We start from the raw sequence: 13,537 nt of genomic DNA, 5'->3' as shown, positions 1-13,537 counted from the left end.
ATTCCCCGGCAGAGGCTGGGAACGAGAGAGGATCTGCCTCCCGTTTATTGTGGGACTCGATTCTGCGGCATAGCCTGAGAACAAACGAGAGAGGTTCTGTCTCCTGTTTCTTCTTCCTGGGTTCTGCCTGGGAACGCCTGTATTGGAGGCTTTGCTTCCCGTTTTAATTACTTTACTTTAATTCATAGAGTGCGAAACTCTGCGGTTTAACGGTCAATTTTTGCTCTGAATTTATCTTTTCAGGCAAGCTAGAACCTGAACCCATCCATTTTTCATCAGCAGAGTCTAAAATTTTGTGACCTTTGCCCTGGGGAAGTGCAGCCGTAAAAGCTACCTCTTGCCTGTTGAAGTTTAGAATGCAGAATATCTGGCTGTCATCTGTCCATCGACGTAGAAATAAGATTTTTTCCGCTTCAATGCTGGACACTTCTAAACTGTTTTTGTCTAGTTTTTTAAGGGCTGGTATTGTCCGCCGCAGTTGAATCAAATGTTGGTGCCATTCCCAAAGGATTTTGTGTTTGCCTTGGGTTTGTTTTTCCCAGTTTAACTTACACTTATCGAAAGTCTCAGGACTCTGGGGATCGTGAAACTCGCCTCGGCTTTCAAAGATTTTAAATTCTTGTTGTTTGTCTTTGCGGATAGCTTCAATTAAGTTTTCATCCGAGTGGGAAACGAAGTAAAAAAACGGTGCTTCTTCTCCGTATTCTTCTCCCATAAAAAAGAAGGGAATGTAGGGAGAAATTAAGACTGTGCCGGCTGCAAGTTTTAATCCTTCCAAGTCAACTATTTTGGATAGTCTGTCTCCCAAAATGCGGTTGCCGATTTGGTCGTGGGTTTGGGCAAACACCAAAAATTTATGACCCGGTTCATCCTTAACAGAATTGCCGTGTTTCCGCTTTCTGTGGGGGGCGTACTGGCCGGAGTAAACAAAGCTTTCTTTGAATGCTTTTTCTAAGTGTTCGCACTTGCCGAAATCTTGGTAGTATCGGTCGTTTTCTCCGGTGAGCAAGGCGTGCAGTGCGTGGTGGAAATCATCGCACCATTGGGCGTCTAATCCGAAGCCACCAAGTTCTTTAGGACGTATAGTGCGGACATCATTTAAGTCACTTTCGGCTATTAAGTAAAGTTGCCGTCCTAGTTCTTGGGAAATATCGGCTGTGGCATCGGATAGTTCTTGTAAAAAAGGTCTGGCACCTACTTCAAATATTGCTTGAATTGCATCTAATCTCAGGGCATCGATGTGATAGTCTCGAAACCAGTAGAGGGCGTTTTCAATAAAGTAGTTGCGTACGCCGTCGCTGTAGGCATCGTCGAAGTTGAGGGGGTCTCCCCAAATTGAGCCGTATTTTGAGGTAAAGTAGGGGCCGAAGTCCCTGAGATAATTTCCTTCGGGGCCGAGGTGGTTGTAAACTACATCGAGAATTACTGAAATGCCGTGTTTGTGGCAGGCGTTGACGAGTGTTTTGAAGCCTTCGGGGCCGCCGTAGGAGTTTTGAACGGCGTAGGGATATACGCCGTCATATCCCCAGTTGCGCTCGCCAGGAAATTGGGCTACTGGCATTATTTCGATGGCGTTGATTCCCAATTCTTTAAGTTGTTTTAGCTGGGGAATTATTGCTTCAAATGTTCCGGCTTGGGTGAATGTGCCGACGTGCAGTTCGTAAATAATCATTTCGGCTAGCGGCACGCCTTGCCAATTTGTGTCTGTCCAAGTAAAAATATTTTCATCTATTACTTGCGACGGAGCGTGTACGCCTTGGGGTTGATATTTTGAGGCTGGGTCTGGTCGCTCAGTTTTTCCTTCGATTTGGTAAGTGTAAAGGGTTCCTGGTTCGATGTCTGTAGCTGTGGTTTGCCAATAACCTTCTGCCGATTGTTGCAGGGGTATCAGGCGTTGTTTTGGGGAAACAATTTGGACTGCCATTTGTTTGAGGGTGGGCGCCCAAACGGTAAATTCACATTGGTTATTGCCGAGGTAATTTGCTCCTATCTTCACTTTGAGCTGTTCTCCTTATAAAATAGGTTTGTAGTTCGATCGCCCGACGCGCTATCAAATGCTTGCCCTTAACGTTCAGCGCCTGTTTAGACGGTAATATTACTTAATATAACAAACAACTAACTTTAGACAGAGGCATCAAAAGCTAAAATCGTGTAAGGGGCAGTAGCAGTTAGTTATGTCTAAATTAGAGCATGAATCCGCACGGGGGCGATCGCCAAATTAACGGTCTGGAAGCGTTAATATTTCTGGTTGATATCATGTCGAAAATCTACCTAAAGATAGGTCAAAAATCAGCGCGAGTGTGGATTTTATGGTTATGGCTTTTGGACGGGAAATCTGCTGCAATCTCGACTCGGCGGAGTCTCGCGAGTGGTTGGTCACAAACGGGATCGGCGGTTACGCTAGCGGGACGATCGCAAATCTCCTCACCCGCCGCTATCACGGCTTGCTGGTAGCCGCCCTCAAACCCCCGCTGGGACGCACTTTGATGCTCGCCAAGCTGGACGAGACGGCTGTGTATCACGATCGCGCATATCCGCTTTATACAAACCGCTGGGCCGACGCGACGATGGAACCCCACGGCTACAAATACATCGAAAGCTTTCACCTCGAAGGCACGACGCCTGTTTGGAGGTTTGCTCTCGCCGACGCTATCCTGGAAAAGCGGATTTGGATGCAGCAAGGTGCTAACACAACATATATTCAATACCGCTTGCACCGCGCCTCACAACCGATCGCCCTCGCTGTCAAAGCCCTAGTCAACTATCGCGACTACCACCACACAACGAGCGCCGGCGACTGGCAGATGAGCCTAGAAACCTTGGAAAGCGGTGTTTGCGTGACGGCATTTCCCAAGGCGGCACCCCTGTACCTGCTGACAGATGCCGCACCAGAGGCCAACTTTCGAGTCTCTGCGCCCTTATACAATTGGCATTACGGATTGGATCTAGCAGCGGAAAAGCGGCGCGGATTGGATTACTGCGAGGATCACTTGCACGGGGCGACTTTTCACATGACGATCGCACCGGGAAGTTCTCTCACATTGATAGCCAGCACCGAGAAAAATACCGAACTCAACGGCGGTACAGCTTTAGAAGTGCGTCGCACTTATGACCAACAACTGCTGCAAAACTGGTCAAAAGTGAGCGAATCTCCCGACTGGATCAATCACTTAGTGCTAGCCGCCGACCAATTTATCGTCAGCCGCTCGCTACCGGAGGAACCCGAAGGCAAAACGATTATCGCCGGATATCCCTGGTTCAGCGACTGGGGGCGCGATACGACGATCGCCCTGCCAGGCCTCACAATCTGTACCGGGCGATGGGAAATTGCGCGATCGATTTTGCGGACATTTGCGCGGTATGTCGATCGAGGAATGCTGCCGAACCGCTTCCCGGATGCGGGCGGCGAACCGGAATACAACACCGCAGACGCCACCCTGTGGTACTTTGAGGCAATTCGCGCTTATATTGATGCCACGGGAGACGACGAACTTTTGACCGAACTCTGGCCGGTGTTATGTGAGATTGTTGACTGGCACTTGCAGGGTACTCGGTATAACATCCGCGTCGATCCCGATGACGGTTTAATCTACGCGGGCGAGAAGGGTGTGCAACTGACTTGGATGGACGCGAAAATCGGGGATTGGGTGGTGACACCCCGGATTGGTAAGCCGATCGAACTCAGCGCGCTTTGGTACAATGCTATACAAGCTATGGCAAGTTTTGCTCGAAAACTGGGCAAGCCTCACAATGAATACCAGCAATTGGGCGATCGAACAGCCGCCGGATTTCCTCGCTTCTGGAACGCCTCAACCGGTTACTGTTACGACGTTCTCGACGGTTTAGACGGACACGATGCCTCGCTGCGGCCCAACCAAATATTCGCCGTATCCTTGCCCCTAGACTCGATTCCTCCTCACTCCGCCAACTCCTTGTCAGCGGGGATGCGCCAGGAAACCCGCTATACACCGTTACTGACGCCCATCCAGCAGCGTGGCGTGGTGGACGCCTGCGCTCAACAGCTTCTAACTTCTGTCGGCCTCCGCAGCCTCTCGCCGCAGCACCCGCAATATCGCGGCACATACGGAGGCGACCAATTGCAGCGCGACAGCGCCTACCACCAGGGCACAGTTTGGGGCTGGCTGATTGGCCCCTTTGTCTTAGCGCACTTACACGTATACAAAGATCCAGCACAAGCGAGCGAATTCCTCGAACCGATGGCACATCATATAAGGGGCGGCGGAGTTGGCAGTCTGGGCGAAATTTTTGAGGGCGATGCCCCTCACTCGCCGCGAGGCTGCACGGCTCAAGCTTGGACTGTGGCTGAGGTGCTGCGGGCTTGGTTGGCAATTAATACTGTGGGTGTTTAAATGGGGAATGTTATCTTTGGTGGAAAAAGAGATTTATGGCATTATTATTAGCGGGCGATATTGGCGGAACTAAGACAATTTTGCGGTTAGTGGAAAGGACTGTTAACGGTGAAATGAACGCTCTTTACGAGTTTCGATATCCGAGCGGGGAGTTTCCCGATTTAGTGCCGATGGTGCAGCAGTTTTTGACGGAAGCTGCTACGAAATTGGATTTTGCGCCATTGCCTGAAAAAGCTTGTTTTGCGATCGCAGGCCCGGTGGTTAACAACACTGCAAAACTGACTAATTTGCCTTGGAGGCTAGATGCGAAGCGTCTGGAACAAGAATTAGGAATATCCCGCGTCACTTTAATTAATGATTTTGTTGCGGTTGGCTACGGGGTGTGGGGTTTGGATGCTAAAGATTTGCACATTTTGCAAGTCGGAAAACCCCGCCAACACGATCCAATTGCTGTTATTGGTGCGGGGACTGGTTTGGGAAATTGTTTTGCCGTTCCCGATGCAAATGGCATCAAGGTTTTTTCTTCGGAAGGGGGACACGGTGACTTTGCTCCTCGTTCGGAGTTGGAGTTTGAATTGCTGAAATATTTGTTAGCAAAACACGACATTCAAAGAATATCGATCGAGCGTGTAGTTTCGGGACAAGGGATTGTTTCAATTTACCAGTTTTTGCGGGACAGAAAGTTTGCTCCTGAATCGCCGGAGGTAGGGGAAGTTATCAAAAAATGGGAGTCAGAAATAGGGAAAACTGAAAAAACTGTCGATCCGGGGGCGACAATTGCACAGGCGGCACTCAAAAAGTGCGATCGGCTTTCGGAACAAACTATGCAAATGTTTGTAGAAGCTTACGGTGCAGTGGCGGGAAATCTGGCTGTGACACTGTTACCTTACGGCGGTTTGTACGTAGCTGGCGGCATCGCTGCTAAGATTTTGCCGCTGATTCTAGAAGGGGGTTTTATGCGAGCGTTTACGCACAAAGGCCGGATGGATTCGCTGTTAGAAATGATGCCAGTTCGATTGGTTTTGAATCCCAATGTAGGGTTAATTGGTGCGGCTGTTTGTGCGGCCGGTCTTTAGTTAATAATTGTAGGGTGCGTCAGCTTTAAGCTTATAAATCTTTGAAAAAATAATGCTCTGCTGACGCACCCTACTTAGCTATAGTTATGTCATCTTCAAAATCTTCTCAGCAGCACCTTCAGACACCGGCATCACCGATAACCGATTGCCTTTCCTCACCAGCAAAATCTCATCAGCGCTAAACTTTTGTTTCAGTTCCTCCAAGGATATTAACTTAGCAAATTCCTCAACAAACTCAACTCTCACAGTTTGCCAGCGAGGTGCATCAAACTGCGATTTAGCATCATAATATTCGCTATTTATATCGAACTGAGTCGGGTCAGCAATTCCAGTTTCAACGACGCGCACTAAGCCAACAATTCCCGGTATTTTAGTATTAGAATGGTAAAAAAATACTAAATCTCCCCGACTCATTTCTCGCATAAAATTGCGGGCTTGATAGTTGCGAACGCCATCCCAAATGGAAGTGCGATCGTGCTTCAAATTCGCAATACTATAAACATCCGGTTCCGACTTCATTAGCCAATAATTCATACAATCTCTTCGCTGGGGTTAGCCAAATATTCTTGAATTTTATCTAAACACTGCTGCATAGCTTTTTGCATAAAAACCTGAACTATCAACAACCCAACGGGATAGAATACCGGAGAAGTCAGCATAAAATAAAACTCCCAATCAATCCGAGTTCCCTTTGCTGTAGCAGTGAAATTCCAATCTCCGCCACCAGACTCAATGAGTAGAGAAATCGGAAACTTAAACCCTCTAACCAGTCGGTAGGTTTGTCTTTCTGGCTTTTTGAAAGTAATGATTTCTTCATCAATCACCGAAGTGTCGGAATTTTCTATCCACCGCACGCCGCCTTCACGCATTTCTCCACCATCTGCCATCTCAGCTTTAATAATTGCTGGAATTGGGCCGTATCCGCGAAAGACTTTGGGCAGATTTGACAGGGATGTAACAAAATCAAAGACTACTTCAGGCGATGCAGCAATTTCTACTAATGCGTTGGTTTTAACTAACATTTATTCCCCCATCTGATTTCATAATGAACTGTGAGTTAAAAGTGCGTAATTTAAATTATAAAATATCCTTCCGCTTCTGTAACCACAGAGTCAACATCAAATAAACGAAAATATGCACGCACAAAATACCCCAATTTAAACTCAAATTCTCCCAGGTTGGAGCGTAAACAGGAGTAGGCTCAAACGGCTGAGGAAGCGTACTCCCGTCCGGTAATGTAGTAGGCGCGGGAACCATCCCATTCACATTAACTAAAGAGCCGTAAGCACCCACAGACCAGCGGCTTAACATCAGCCAAGAAAACTTGCTCGCCGCACCTTCCATCTTAAACAAAACGCCAGAAAAAATAATCTGAGGCAGCAATAATAGAGGTAAAGCGCTATTAGCTTGAGAGCTATTTTTAACAATCGCGGAAACCACTAATCCGAGACTTATGCAGCTCATCAAAGTTAGGAATGTGGTAATACTTGCCCCCATCGCCCAGGAAATCAAACTCGGTTCGGGGGATTTAAAAGCAATCAGAATAACTCCTACCATTAACAGTGTTTGCAATACTGCCAAACCAGAAAGTATAAAAAGTTTTGAACCTAAATAAGCAAACAATCCTAAATTTACCAAACGTTCTCGCAAATAAATAGCAGATTCTTTGACAATTTCTTGCAGAGAAGTTGCCAGTCCTACCCAAATAGCCGCGCAGGTAAATACAAATAAAACTCTGAGCGCTAAAGGTGCTAAAGTTGCCTCCGGTGCGCCAATTAATGGGTCTTTATCTCTGACGGCTAGCCGCAGCAAACTAATGCCGATCGGAGCCGTTAAAAGAGCTAAACTCAAGTTAACTAAGTCGCGGGAAACGAGTTGAAAATAGCGCTGCGCGAGCAAAACGAGTTGTTTTACAAAAGATTGAGATTTTGGTGCAGAAGGTGCAGAAGGTATTTTTGCATTAGCCTTACCTGTGCTGAAGTGGTTGACAATATAGCGCTGATAGTAGGGAGATTTATTAAACTTTTCTGCCCAGCTTTGAACGTTATTTTCTCCTGTTTCTAATTCGTTGTAAATGTCAGCAAAGTCGCCCGTTTTGACATCGAAAAAATCGAGCGCTTCCCTAGGTGGGCCGAAGTAACAAAGGCGTCCGCCGCGACCCATAAACACAATACGATCGCACATCGTGATATTTGCCGTCGCGTGAGTCACCAGAATCACCGTCCGGCCTTGATTTGCCAACTTTCGCAGCAGTTGCATCATCTTCTTATCCAAACCCGGATCGAGTCCTGAAGTCGGTTCGTCTAAAAAGAAAAGTTTCGGGTCTGCTAACAGTTCAACTCCGATGCTGACCCGCTTCCGCTGTCCGCCGCTAAGCTGTTTTACCAAAGCCTTGCGGCGGTGAGTCATTTCAATATCTTCTAAAGTTTTTGCGACTACCTGCTTGACATCTGTATCGGGAGGTAAGCGCAATTTAGCTGCATAACTCAAGACTTCTTCTACAGTCAAATCTGCGTGCACAATATCATCTTGAGGCACGTAACCGATTTGATTGCGGTAAATATTGAAGTTTTGGCGCAGGTTGTCACCGTTGAGAAACACAGCGCCGTTAGTAGTTTTTTCAATGCCTAAAAGCGTCCGCATTAAAGTAGATTTACCCGCACCGCTACCGCCGACTAAAGCCACAAACTGGCCCGGTTCGATCGCCAAAGTGATGTTATCCAAACGCTTCGGAATCACCAGACTGTCAGCATCCAAACGAATTTGATGGCCGGAGTCTTGCATCTGCAACTCACCGCTGCGGTAAGTTAGAGTAAACGGACCGATCCGAATGGCATCTCCCTCGGACAATTGTATAGAATTTGTGACTCGCTGACCGTTAACAAAAACCCCATTAACGCTGTAGTCTCGCAAAATATAATTGCCGCGACTGTCTTGGTCGATTGTGGCGTGGCGTCTAGAAACAAGCGGCGCATCTAATTGCAGCGAAGCGTTTGGATCGCGGCCCAACAAAACCGACCGATTTTTAAGAAGAATTGACTGCTGGCTAGGGACAGCAACCTGATTCGCCAGCGGATTAAAATAACTCAGCAAAACTTGATTTTGAGGATCGAGACCGATTTTAATTTCTGTGCCGTTTTTCAGACAATAACCGTCATGGGGAGTGATGCGAGTGCGATCGACAAATAAGCCATTAGTGCTAGGCCGCTGCCCGTCACCGTCGTAAATCCAGTAATTATCCCCAATTTGGCGCAAAACACCGTGAACGCCAGAAACTGCGCGCCAGGGTTCGGGAATGACTAAATCAGCACGAGTGCGATCGCGCCCCAATACGTGCTGCTGCTGTTTTAACTCTAACTGTAAAACCTCGCCTTGATTGCTTAATACTATATAAGGTCGATCGCTTAAAGCAGTCAGTTGTCCTATATTGCCTGTCATACTTCAATCGCGGTTTTTGCACTCACTTTTGTCAGCATATCAAAAAGTCATTAGTCATTAGTCAACAGTCATTAGTCATTAGTCAACAGTCAATAGTCATTTTGGCAACAACGGACAAACTGCGAAGCCGATTAATTGCTGCCGCTAATTCAAACCGCCGAAACATGGCAAAATCCCCTTCCGGAAAAGGCGATAAAATATCCATCCCCTGCGCCTCAATATCCGCCATCACCAAATCTATGATTTCTGACAAAGTGCGTTTCCCGTCCATGTATTGCTGCTTAGCATAAACCATTGCCGCAGCGATCGCCCTTAACTGTCCGCTGTCCACAATTTGCTCAACAGCACCCAAATCAATATCCTCAGTTCCGAAAGCCAATTCATCAACATCCCGCACCTTCACCCGCACATCTCGCCGTCCCCGACTCGGATCTAAACTAGCAGGAATCGGCACTCTTTGAGTCATCTTACCAAAATTTTCTCCCCCTTCAGCAGCGCGGCTAATCGAGTAATTTTTAGCAATCTCTTTAGCTTTTTCCGTCACATTATATGCTTGAAAATTCTCCATTGCAATCACAGTATCGGCCACATCAAAATAATCGCCGCTTCCGCCCATTACTAAAATAGTCGATACGCCGCAATCTGCGTATAACTGTTTAACTTTATCAATAAACGGCGTAATCGGTTCTTTATCCTTAGCGATGAGTTCCTGCATTCTGCGATCGCGAATCATAAAATTCGTCGCCGCCGTATCCTCATCAAGCAATAAAACAGGCACTAAATCCTTTTCTGAAGAAGCGACTAATTCCAAAGCCTCAATAATATTAGCAGCTTGCGACGTGCTCCCGCTCGCATTTTCAGTATAAAATTGTGCAGTATCTCTACCTTGTGGCAAGTGGTTAATAAAAGCCGAAATATCAACTCCTGCCACACTTCTGCCATCTTCCGCTCTAATTTTCACCGCCGCCGGATTAGTCACCACAAATTCCCGACCATCTCCCGAAATTCGGTTGTAAACTCCCAACTCAATCGCCCTGAGTAAAGTTGATTTGCCGTGATAGCCGCCGCCAACAATCAAAGTAATGCCAGCGGGAATACCCATACCGGAAATCAAACCGCGATTCGGACAATTAAACTCAACTTTTAACGACGGGGGCGACTGAAAAGCCACAGCATTATTTAACAAAGGACTGTTGTCAACACCGCTGCGGCGGGGTAAAATAGAACCGTCAGCAACAAACGCAACTAATCCTTTTTCAGCTAACTGCTGCCGCAGCCAGTCAGCATCTTCTACAGTGTCAATGTGACGGCGACATTCAGCAGCATTTAAGTTAGCATACTTCAGAGATTTGCTGACCATTTCCGGGATATCTTCGCACAGCATTTCAGCAGCTTGTCGCCCTAAAATACTACGTCCGCCCGCTGGAAGTCCGACGGCAAATCGCAGTTCAACTCCTCCTAAATCTTCAATATCGGATGTATGTGAGGAAATGATAAATGCGGAAGTTCGCTCTAAAACTTCTTGTCCGAAGCCAGTCACTGCAATCATACCACTTTTCCCAGTGCCGCGTTTGCTGCTGATGCTGTGTGCTGCTCGGTCAAACTGGCGAGTTAGGTAATCTCGCAAGGCTATTTCTCGACTGCGAGAATTGAAAACTTCGCGGGGAATTCGAGCAATGTTTGGCGGAACTATGACTCTAAATTTACTGGGAGAAGCAAACGGATCTCCCTGCACGTAATCAATAATTAATGTGAATTCAGAAAAGTCGTAGTTACCTTGAATTTCTTTGTAGGCTTTGTAGCCTCGATTGTCGAGTTGCAGTAAATGCCGTTGCAGGCTTTCTTTGTTAGTCATTAGTCATTAGTTATTAGTTGGCAGTTGGCAGTTGGCAGTTGGCAGTATCAACAACTGTCATCATGCCCAATGCCCGATGCCCGATGTCCCATCCCCAATTCCCAATTCCCCATGCTCAATTCCCAATTACTAATTACCTAATTCCAATAATTTAGCCACGGCATTGACAACAATTTGAGCAGAACCGGCGAAAAAAGGTCGATCAATAGTTGCTAATGTATCGCTAGATTGGTGATAGTGGGGCGATCGCAAATTTGCAGTATCCGTCACCAACACAGCACCAATTCCTTTATACCAGAAAGGCGCGTGGTCGCTCCGCAAAACATCGGGAGTCAGCAACCCTTTCAGGGGAACCGGCAGCGCCACCACCGGCGGCAAATCGGCTTTTCCAGACTCCGCAAAACTTTTCAATAGCAGCGGATGTTCCGCATCCCCAATCACAGCGATAAACTCGCCTTTGTCGGGAGAATTTACCCCCGATGCTTCTAGAAAAGGTTGCGCTGTCAATCCTTCGGGATATTGCTGGCATCCGGGCGTGCGGCAGGCATAACCTACCATATCTAGGACGATCGCTCCCTGCAAATTTTTTAACCGCGCGTCGCTACCTGTAAATGCTAAACTGCCTAAAAGTCCCATTTCTTCCCTATCGAAAAATGCTACTTGCAATGTCCGAGGCGTGGGACGAGAACCCAGCAATCTTGCTACTTCTAAAACTACAGCAACTCCCGTCGCATTGTCGTCAGCCCCAGGCGAGTTTGGTACAGTATCGTAGTGTGCTGCCACTAAAATTGCACCCGCGTTTGAGTCAGTGCCTTTTCTCTCAGCGAAGACGTTGATTCCGCGATCGAACGGCTGCAAATCTGGGGAAAATCCTAAAGTTTGCAGTTGTTTAGAAATGTAATCTCTAGTAAAAGAGCGAGATCGTTCTCCATCCCGTTCTCCTGCTAAACTATCGACGTGTTTCCACAAACGAGACGGGTCAATTTGGGGCTGAAAAAAAGTATTTTTTTCAGCAGGAAGCGGTAAAGGAGACGGGTTTTGGGAAGTGTGGATATTGCGATCGATCCCTAATTCGGGTACACCCGAAAACCGCTGCAACGAGTCAGAACGCCAACCCACAGCCGTCACCGCAACCAGAATAAATAGCGCTATCCAAATCAATTGTTTCATTAGTAAGTCTATTTGAGATTTTAGACCGAGCTTACGCACTCCTCGCTTTCATCAACCGGGTGTTTTAGCGGAAGCGAGGGCTGCAACAAAGTCTTTTCGTAAAACCCGGTTGATGCGTCCAGAACAGTTATATTTTAGATTTTAGATTGACACCAGAGTTAAAAATAAACCTGTTTCAAAAAAAGAAACTAAAAAATCTTAAACTTAGCTGCGCCAGAGGCAGTTTTGTATTTTTTATCTAGAAAAGCAGGAAAAAGCCTTGCAATGTTGCCGTCGAATCCGTCTTGCTTATTAGATGGTTCGGCGGCGACATTCCAATCACTAATTTACCTTTAAAATTTACAAATTAAAACTATTTTTTTCCCATTCAATCTCCTTATTTTCTAATATCAAACCGCTGCTGCTTGGAACAGCATAAGGAATAGTTGTTGCCGAAAATTTGACTATTTGAGTTGGTTGTTGAAACCACTCGGAATAACTCGGATTTAGTTGATCGTACAGTGCTTTCAAAGCTTGAATTTCTACCTCTAGCTGCGCTGCGACTTGATTGATTCTGCGAGCTTGTGCTTGCAAGCGCTTTTCCCCGGTTTGAACAGTGTTTTCTACTTCTTGCCAGTGTTCTCCTGCCAGCAATTTTTCTAGTTCACCTTGCTTGTAATTGAGTAAAGCCTGTTTTTGTTGCAGTTGCTTTTCAATATTTTTAGTCTCTCGGTCAATTTCCTGGATTTGCTGCAACCACTGCTCCCCAAAAGCAGCAGTTTGCTGGTGGAACTCGGCAATGGCTTCAGGAGTATTATTTTTGGGAAAACTGACTGCCACTCGGCACTCAGAGCGCTGTACGCCAAGTTTTTCCCGCCACTCTTGCAGGGCGGTAACTTCTGCTTGCAGCGTGCGGACTTCTTTTTGGAGTTCTGGGATGGTCTGACTCATGGGTTCAATTAGTGGACCTCTGCATCGATTTTAAGCTAATTGTTTATTTTTATAACAAATCCCGGTCGCCTCCTTGCGGGAATTATCTAATCTTAGCGCGCTTCCACCCGGTGTCTAGGCAGAATGGCGGATAATTTGTGGCACAATGGCTGATGACACATTTTAAATTAAGATTAAAATTGTAATTAGTTATAAAGCTAAGTTATTAGCTTGGTAAAATTTAATTTACAAATCCACATAAATTCAGGGTGGCTGCGTTTTCCTATTGTACAGAAAGTTCTGCTAAACTTTTTGAGATTTATGATTGCTAAAAAGATATTTAAAATTAGGAAATAGAGCCAATGAGAAGAATTTTTCAATTAATGTTGGGATATTTCGCGGTTGCTGTTTTTGGTGTGGAATGTGACATAAATCCAAAAATATTACCGACAAGTCTAGGAGATGAACCTGGCAGTCGCCCTGTAGCAGGGATTTTGGTTCGGTCTCAGAAACATAGCTATTTGCGATCGGCAGCTCGCCCCCTTACTTCTGCAAGCGCCCCATTATTTTTGGATAAGTTATCCCAAATTGAGTCAGTAAAATTACCGAATTACAATTATATAGAATCTCAGGAAACTCCTAGAAAAGAAGCTACTTTTAGATTAAAAACAATCGCTTATTACCTGATTTTTATTTGTGTAGTAATCTCATCATTATTA

General features: G+C 46.2%; 9 protein-coding genes. 2 read left to right on the top strand and 7 right to left on the bottom strand.

The features are described 5' to 3' along the window. Positions 1-172 precede the first annotated feature (172 nt). Positions 173-1,996, bottom strand: coding sequence for a malto-oligosyltrehalose trehalohydrolase (gene treZ / locus QUA07_RS09165; RefSeq protein WP_333324305.1), 1,824 nt, complete (start codon positions 1,994-1,996; stop codon positions 173-175). Between the two features lie 313 nt (positions 1,997-2,309). Between treZ and QUA07_RS09160 the strand changes: the two genes are divergently transcribed. Then, on the top strand, positions 2,310-4,370 hold the full coding sequence (locus tag QUA07_RS09160) for an amylo-alpha-1,6-glucosidase (RefSeq protein WP_333324303.1): 2,061 nt from the start codon (positions 2,310-2,312) through the stop codon (positions 4,368-4,370). A gap of 35 nt (positions 4,371-4,405) precedes the next feature. Continuing rightward, positions 4,406-5,446 (top strand): glucokinase, encoded by a 1,041-nt coding sequence (locus QUA07_RS09155; protein WP_333324302.1) that lies wholly within the window; start codon positions 4,406-4,408, stop codon positions 5,444-5,446. A gap of 84 nt (positions 5,447-5,530) precedes the next feature. Here the strand turns inward: QUA07_RS09155 and QUA07_RS09150 are convergent, their stop codons facing one another. The 6 genes from QUA07_RS09150 to QUA07_RS09125 all read right to left on the bottom strand — a co-directional run bounded on the left by QUA07_RS09150 (position 5,531) and on the right by QUA07_RS09125 (position 12,839). Then, positions 5,531-5,980: an EVE domain-containing protein gene (locus QUA07_RS09150; RefSeq protein ID WP_333324300.1), complete on the bottom strand. Its 450-nt coding sequence runs from the start codon at positions 5,978-5,980 to the stop codon at positions 5,531-5,533. Further along, the gene (locus tag QUA07_RS09145; RefSeq protein ID WP_333324298.1) at positions 5,977-6,468 is read right to left on the bottom strand and encodes an SRPBCC family protein; all 492 of its coding nucleotides are present in this window, start codon (positions 6,466-6,468) and stop codon (positions 5,977-5,979) included. The genes QUA07_RS09150 and QUA07_RS09145 overlap by 4 nt, the downstream gene beginning before the upstream one ends. 55 nt (positions 6,469-6,523) lie before the next feature. Next, a complete protein-coding gene (locus tag QUA07_RS09140; protein ID WP_333324296.1) occupies positions 6,524-8,884 on the bottom strand; it encodes an ATP-binding cassette domain-containing protein in 2,361 nt (786 codons plus the stop codon). 82 nt (positions 8,885-8,966) lie between these two features. Then, positions 8,967-10,739, bottom strand: coding sequence for an ABC-ATPase domain-containing protein (locus QUA07_RS09135; RefSeq protein WP_333324294.1), 1,773 nt, complete (start codon positions 10,737-10,739; stop codon positions 8,967-8,969). 129 nt (positions 10,740-10,868) lie between these two features. Then, the gene (locus tag QUA07_RS09130) at positions 10,869-11,909 is read right to left on the bottom strand and encodes a M28 family peptidase (RefSeq protein ID WP_333324292.1); all 1,041 of its coding nucleotides are present in this window, start codon (positions 11,907-11,909) and stop codon (positions 10,869-10,871) included. Positions 11,910-12,248: 339 nt separating this feature from the next. Then, on the bottom strand, positions 12,249-12,839 hold the full coding sequence (locus QUA07_RS09125) for a hypothetical protein (protein WP_333210803.1): 591 nt from the start codon (positions 12,837-12,839) through the stop codon (positions 12,249-12,251). Between the last annotated feature and the right edge of the window lie 698 nt (positions 12,840-13,537).

Source organism: Microcoleus sp. T3_A4 (genome assembly GCF_036700465.1).
Taxonomy (GTDB): domain Bacteria; phylum Cyanobacteriota; class Cyanobacteriia; order Cyanobacteriales; family Microcoleaceae; genus Microcoleus.
This window is presented reverse-complemented; position numbering and strand designations above follow the sequence as displayed.

Bases quoted from the DNA above. Each gene is read 5' to 3' on its own strand.
- QUA07_RS09155 (WP_333324302.1), top strand. From the start codon at position 4,406: ATGGCATTATTATTAGCGGGCGATATTGGCGGAACTAAGACAATTTTG.
- QUA07_RS09130 (WP_333324292.1), bottom strand. From the start codon at position 11,909: ATGAAACAATTGATTTGGATAGCGCTATTTATTCTGGTTGCGGTGACG.
- QUA07_RS09140 (WP_333324296.1), bottom strand. From the start codon at position 8,884: ATGACAGGCAATATAGGACAACTGACTGCTTTAAGCGATCGACCTTAT.
- QUA07_RS09160 (WP_333324303.1), top strand. From the start codon at position 2,310: ATGGTTATGGCTTTTGGACGGGAAATCTGCTGCAATCTCGACTCGGCG.
- QUA07_RS09150 (WP_333324300.1), bottom strand. From the start codon at position 5,980: ATGAATTATTGGCTAATGAAGTCGGAACCGGATGTTTATAGTATTGCG.
- QUA07_RS09135 (WP_333324294.1), bottom strand. From the start codon at position 10,739: ATGACTAACAAAGAAAGCCTGCAACGGCATTTACTGCAACTCGACAAT.
- QUA07_RS09145 (WP_333324298.1), bottom strand. From the start codon at position 6,468: ATGTTAGTTAAAACCAACGCATTAGTAGAAATTGCTGCATCGCCTGAA.
- QUA07_RS09125 (WP_333210803.1), bottom strand. From the start codon at position 12,839: ATGAGTCAGACCATCCCAGAACTCCAAAAAGAAGTCCGCACGCTGCAA.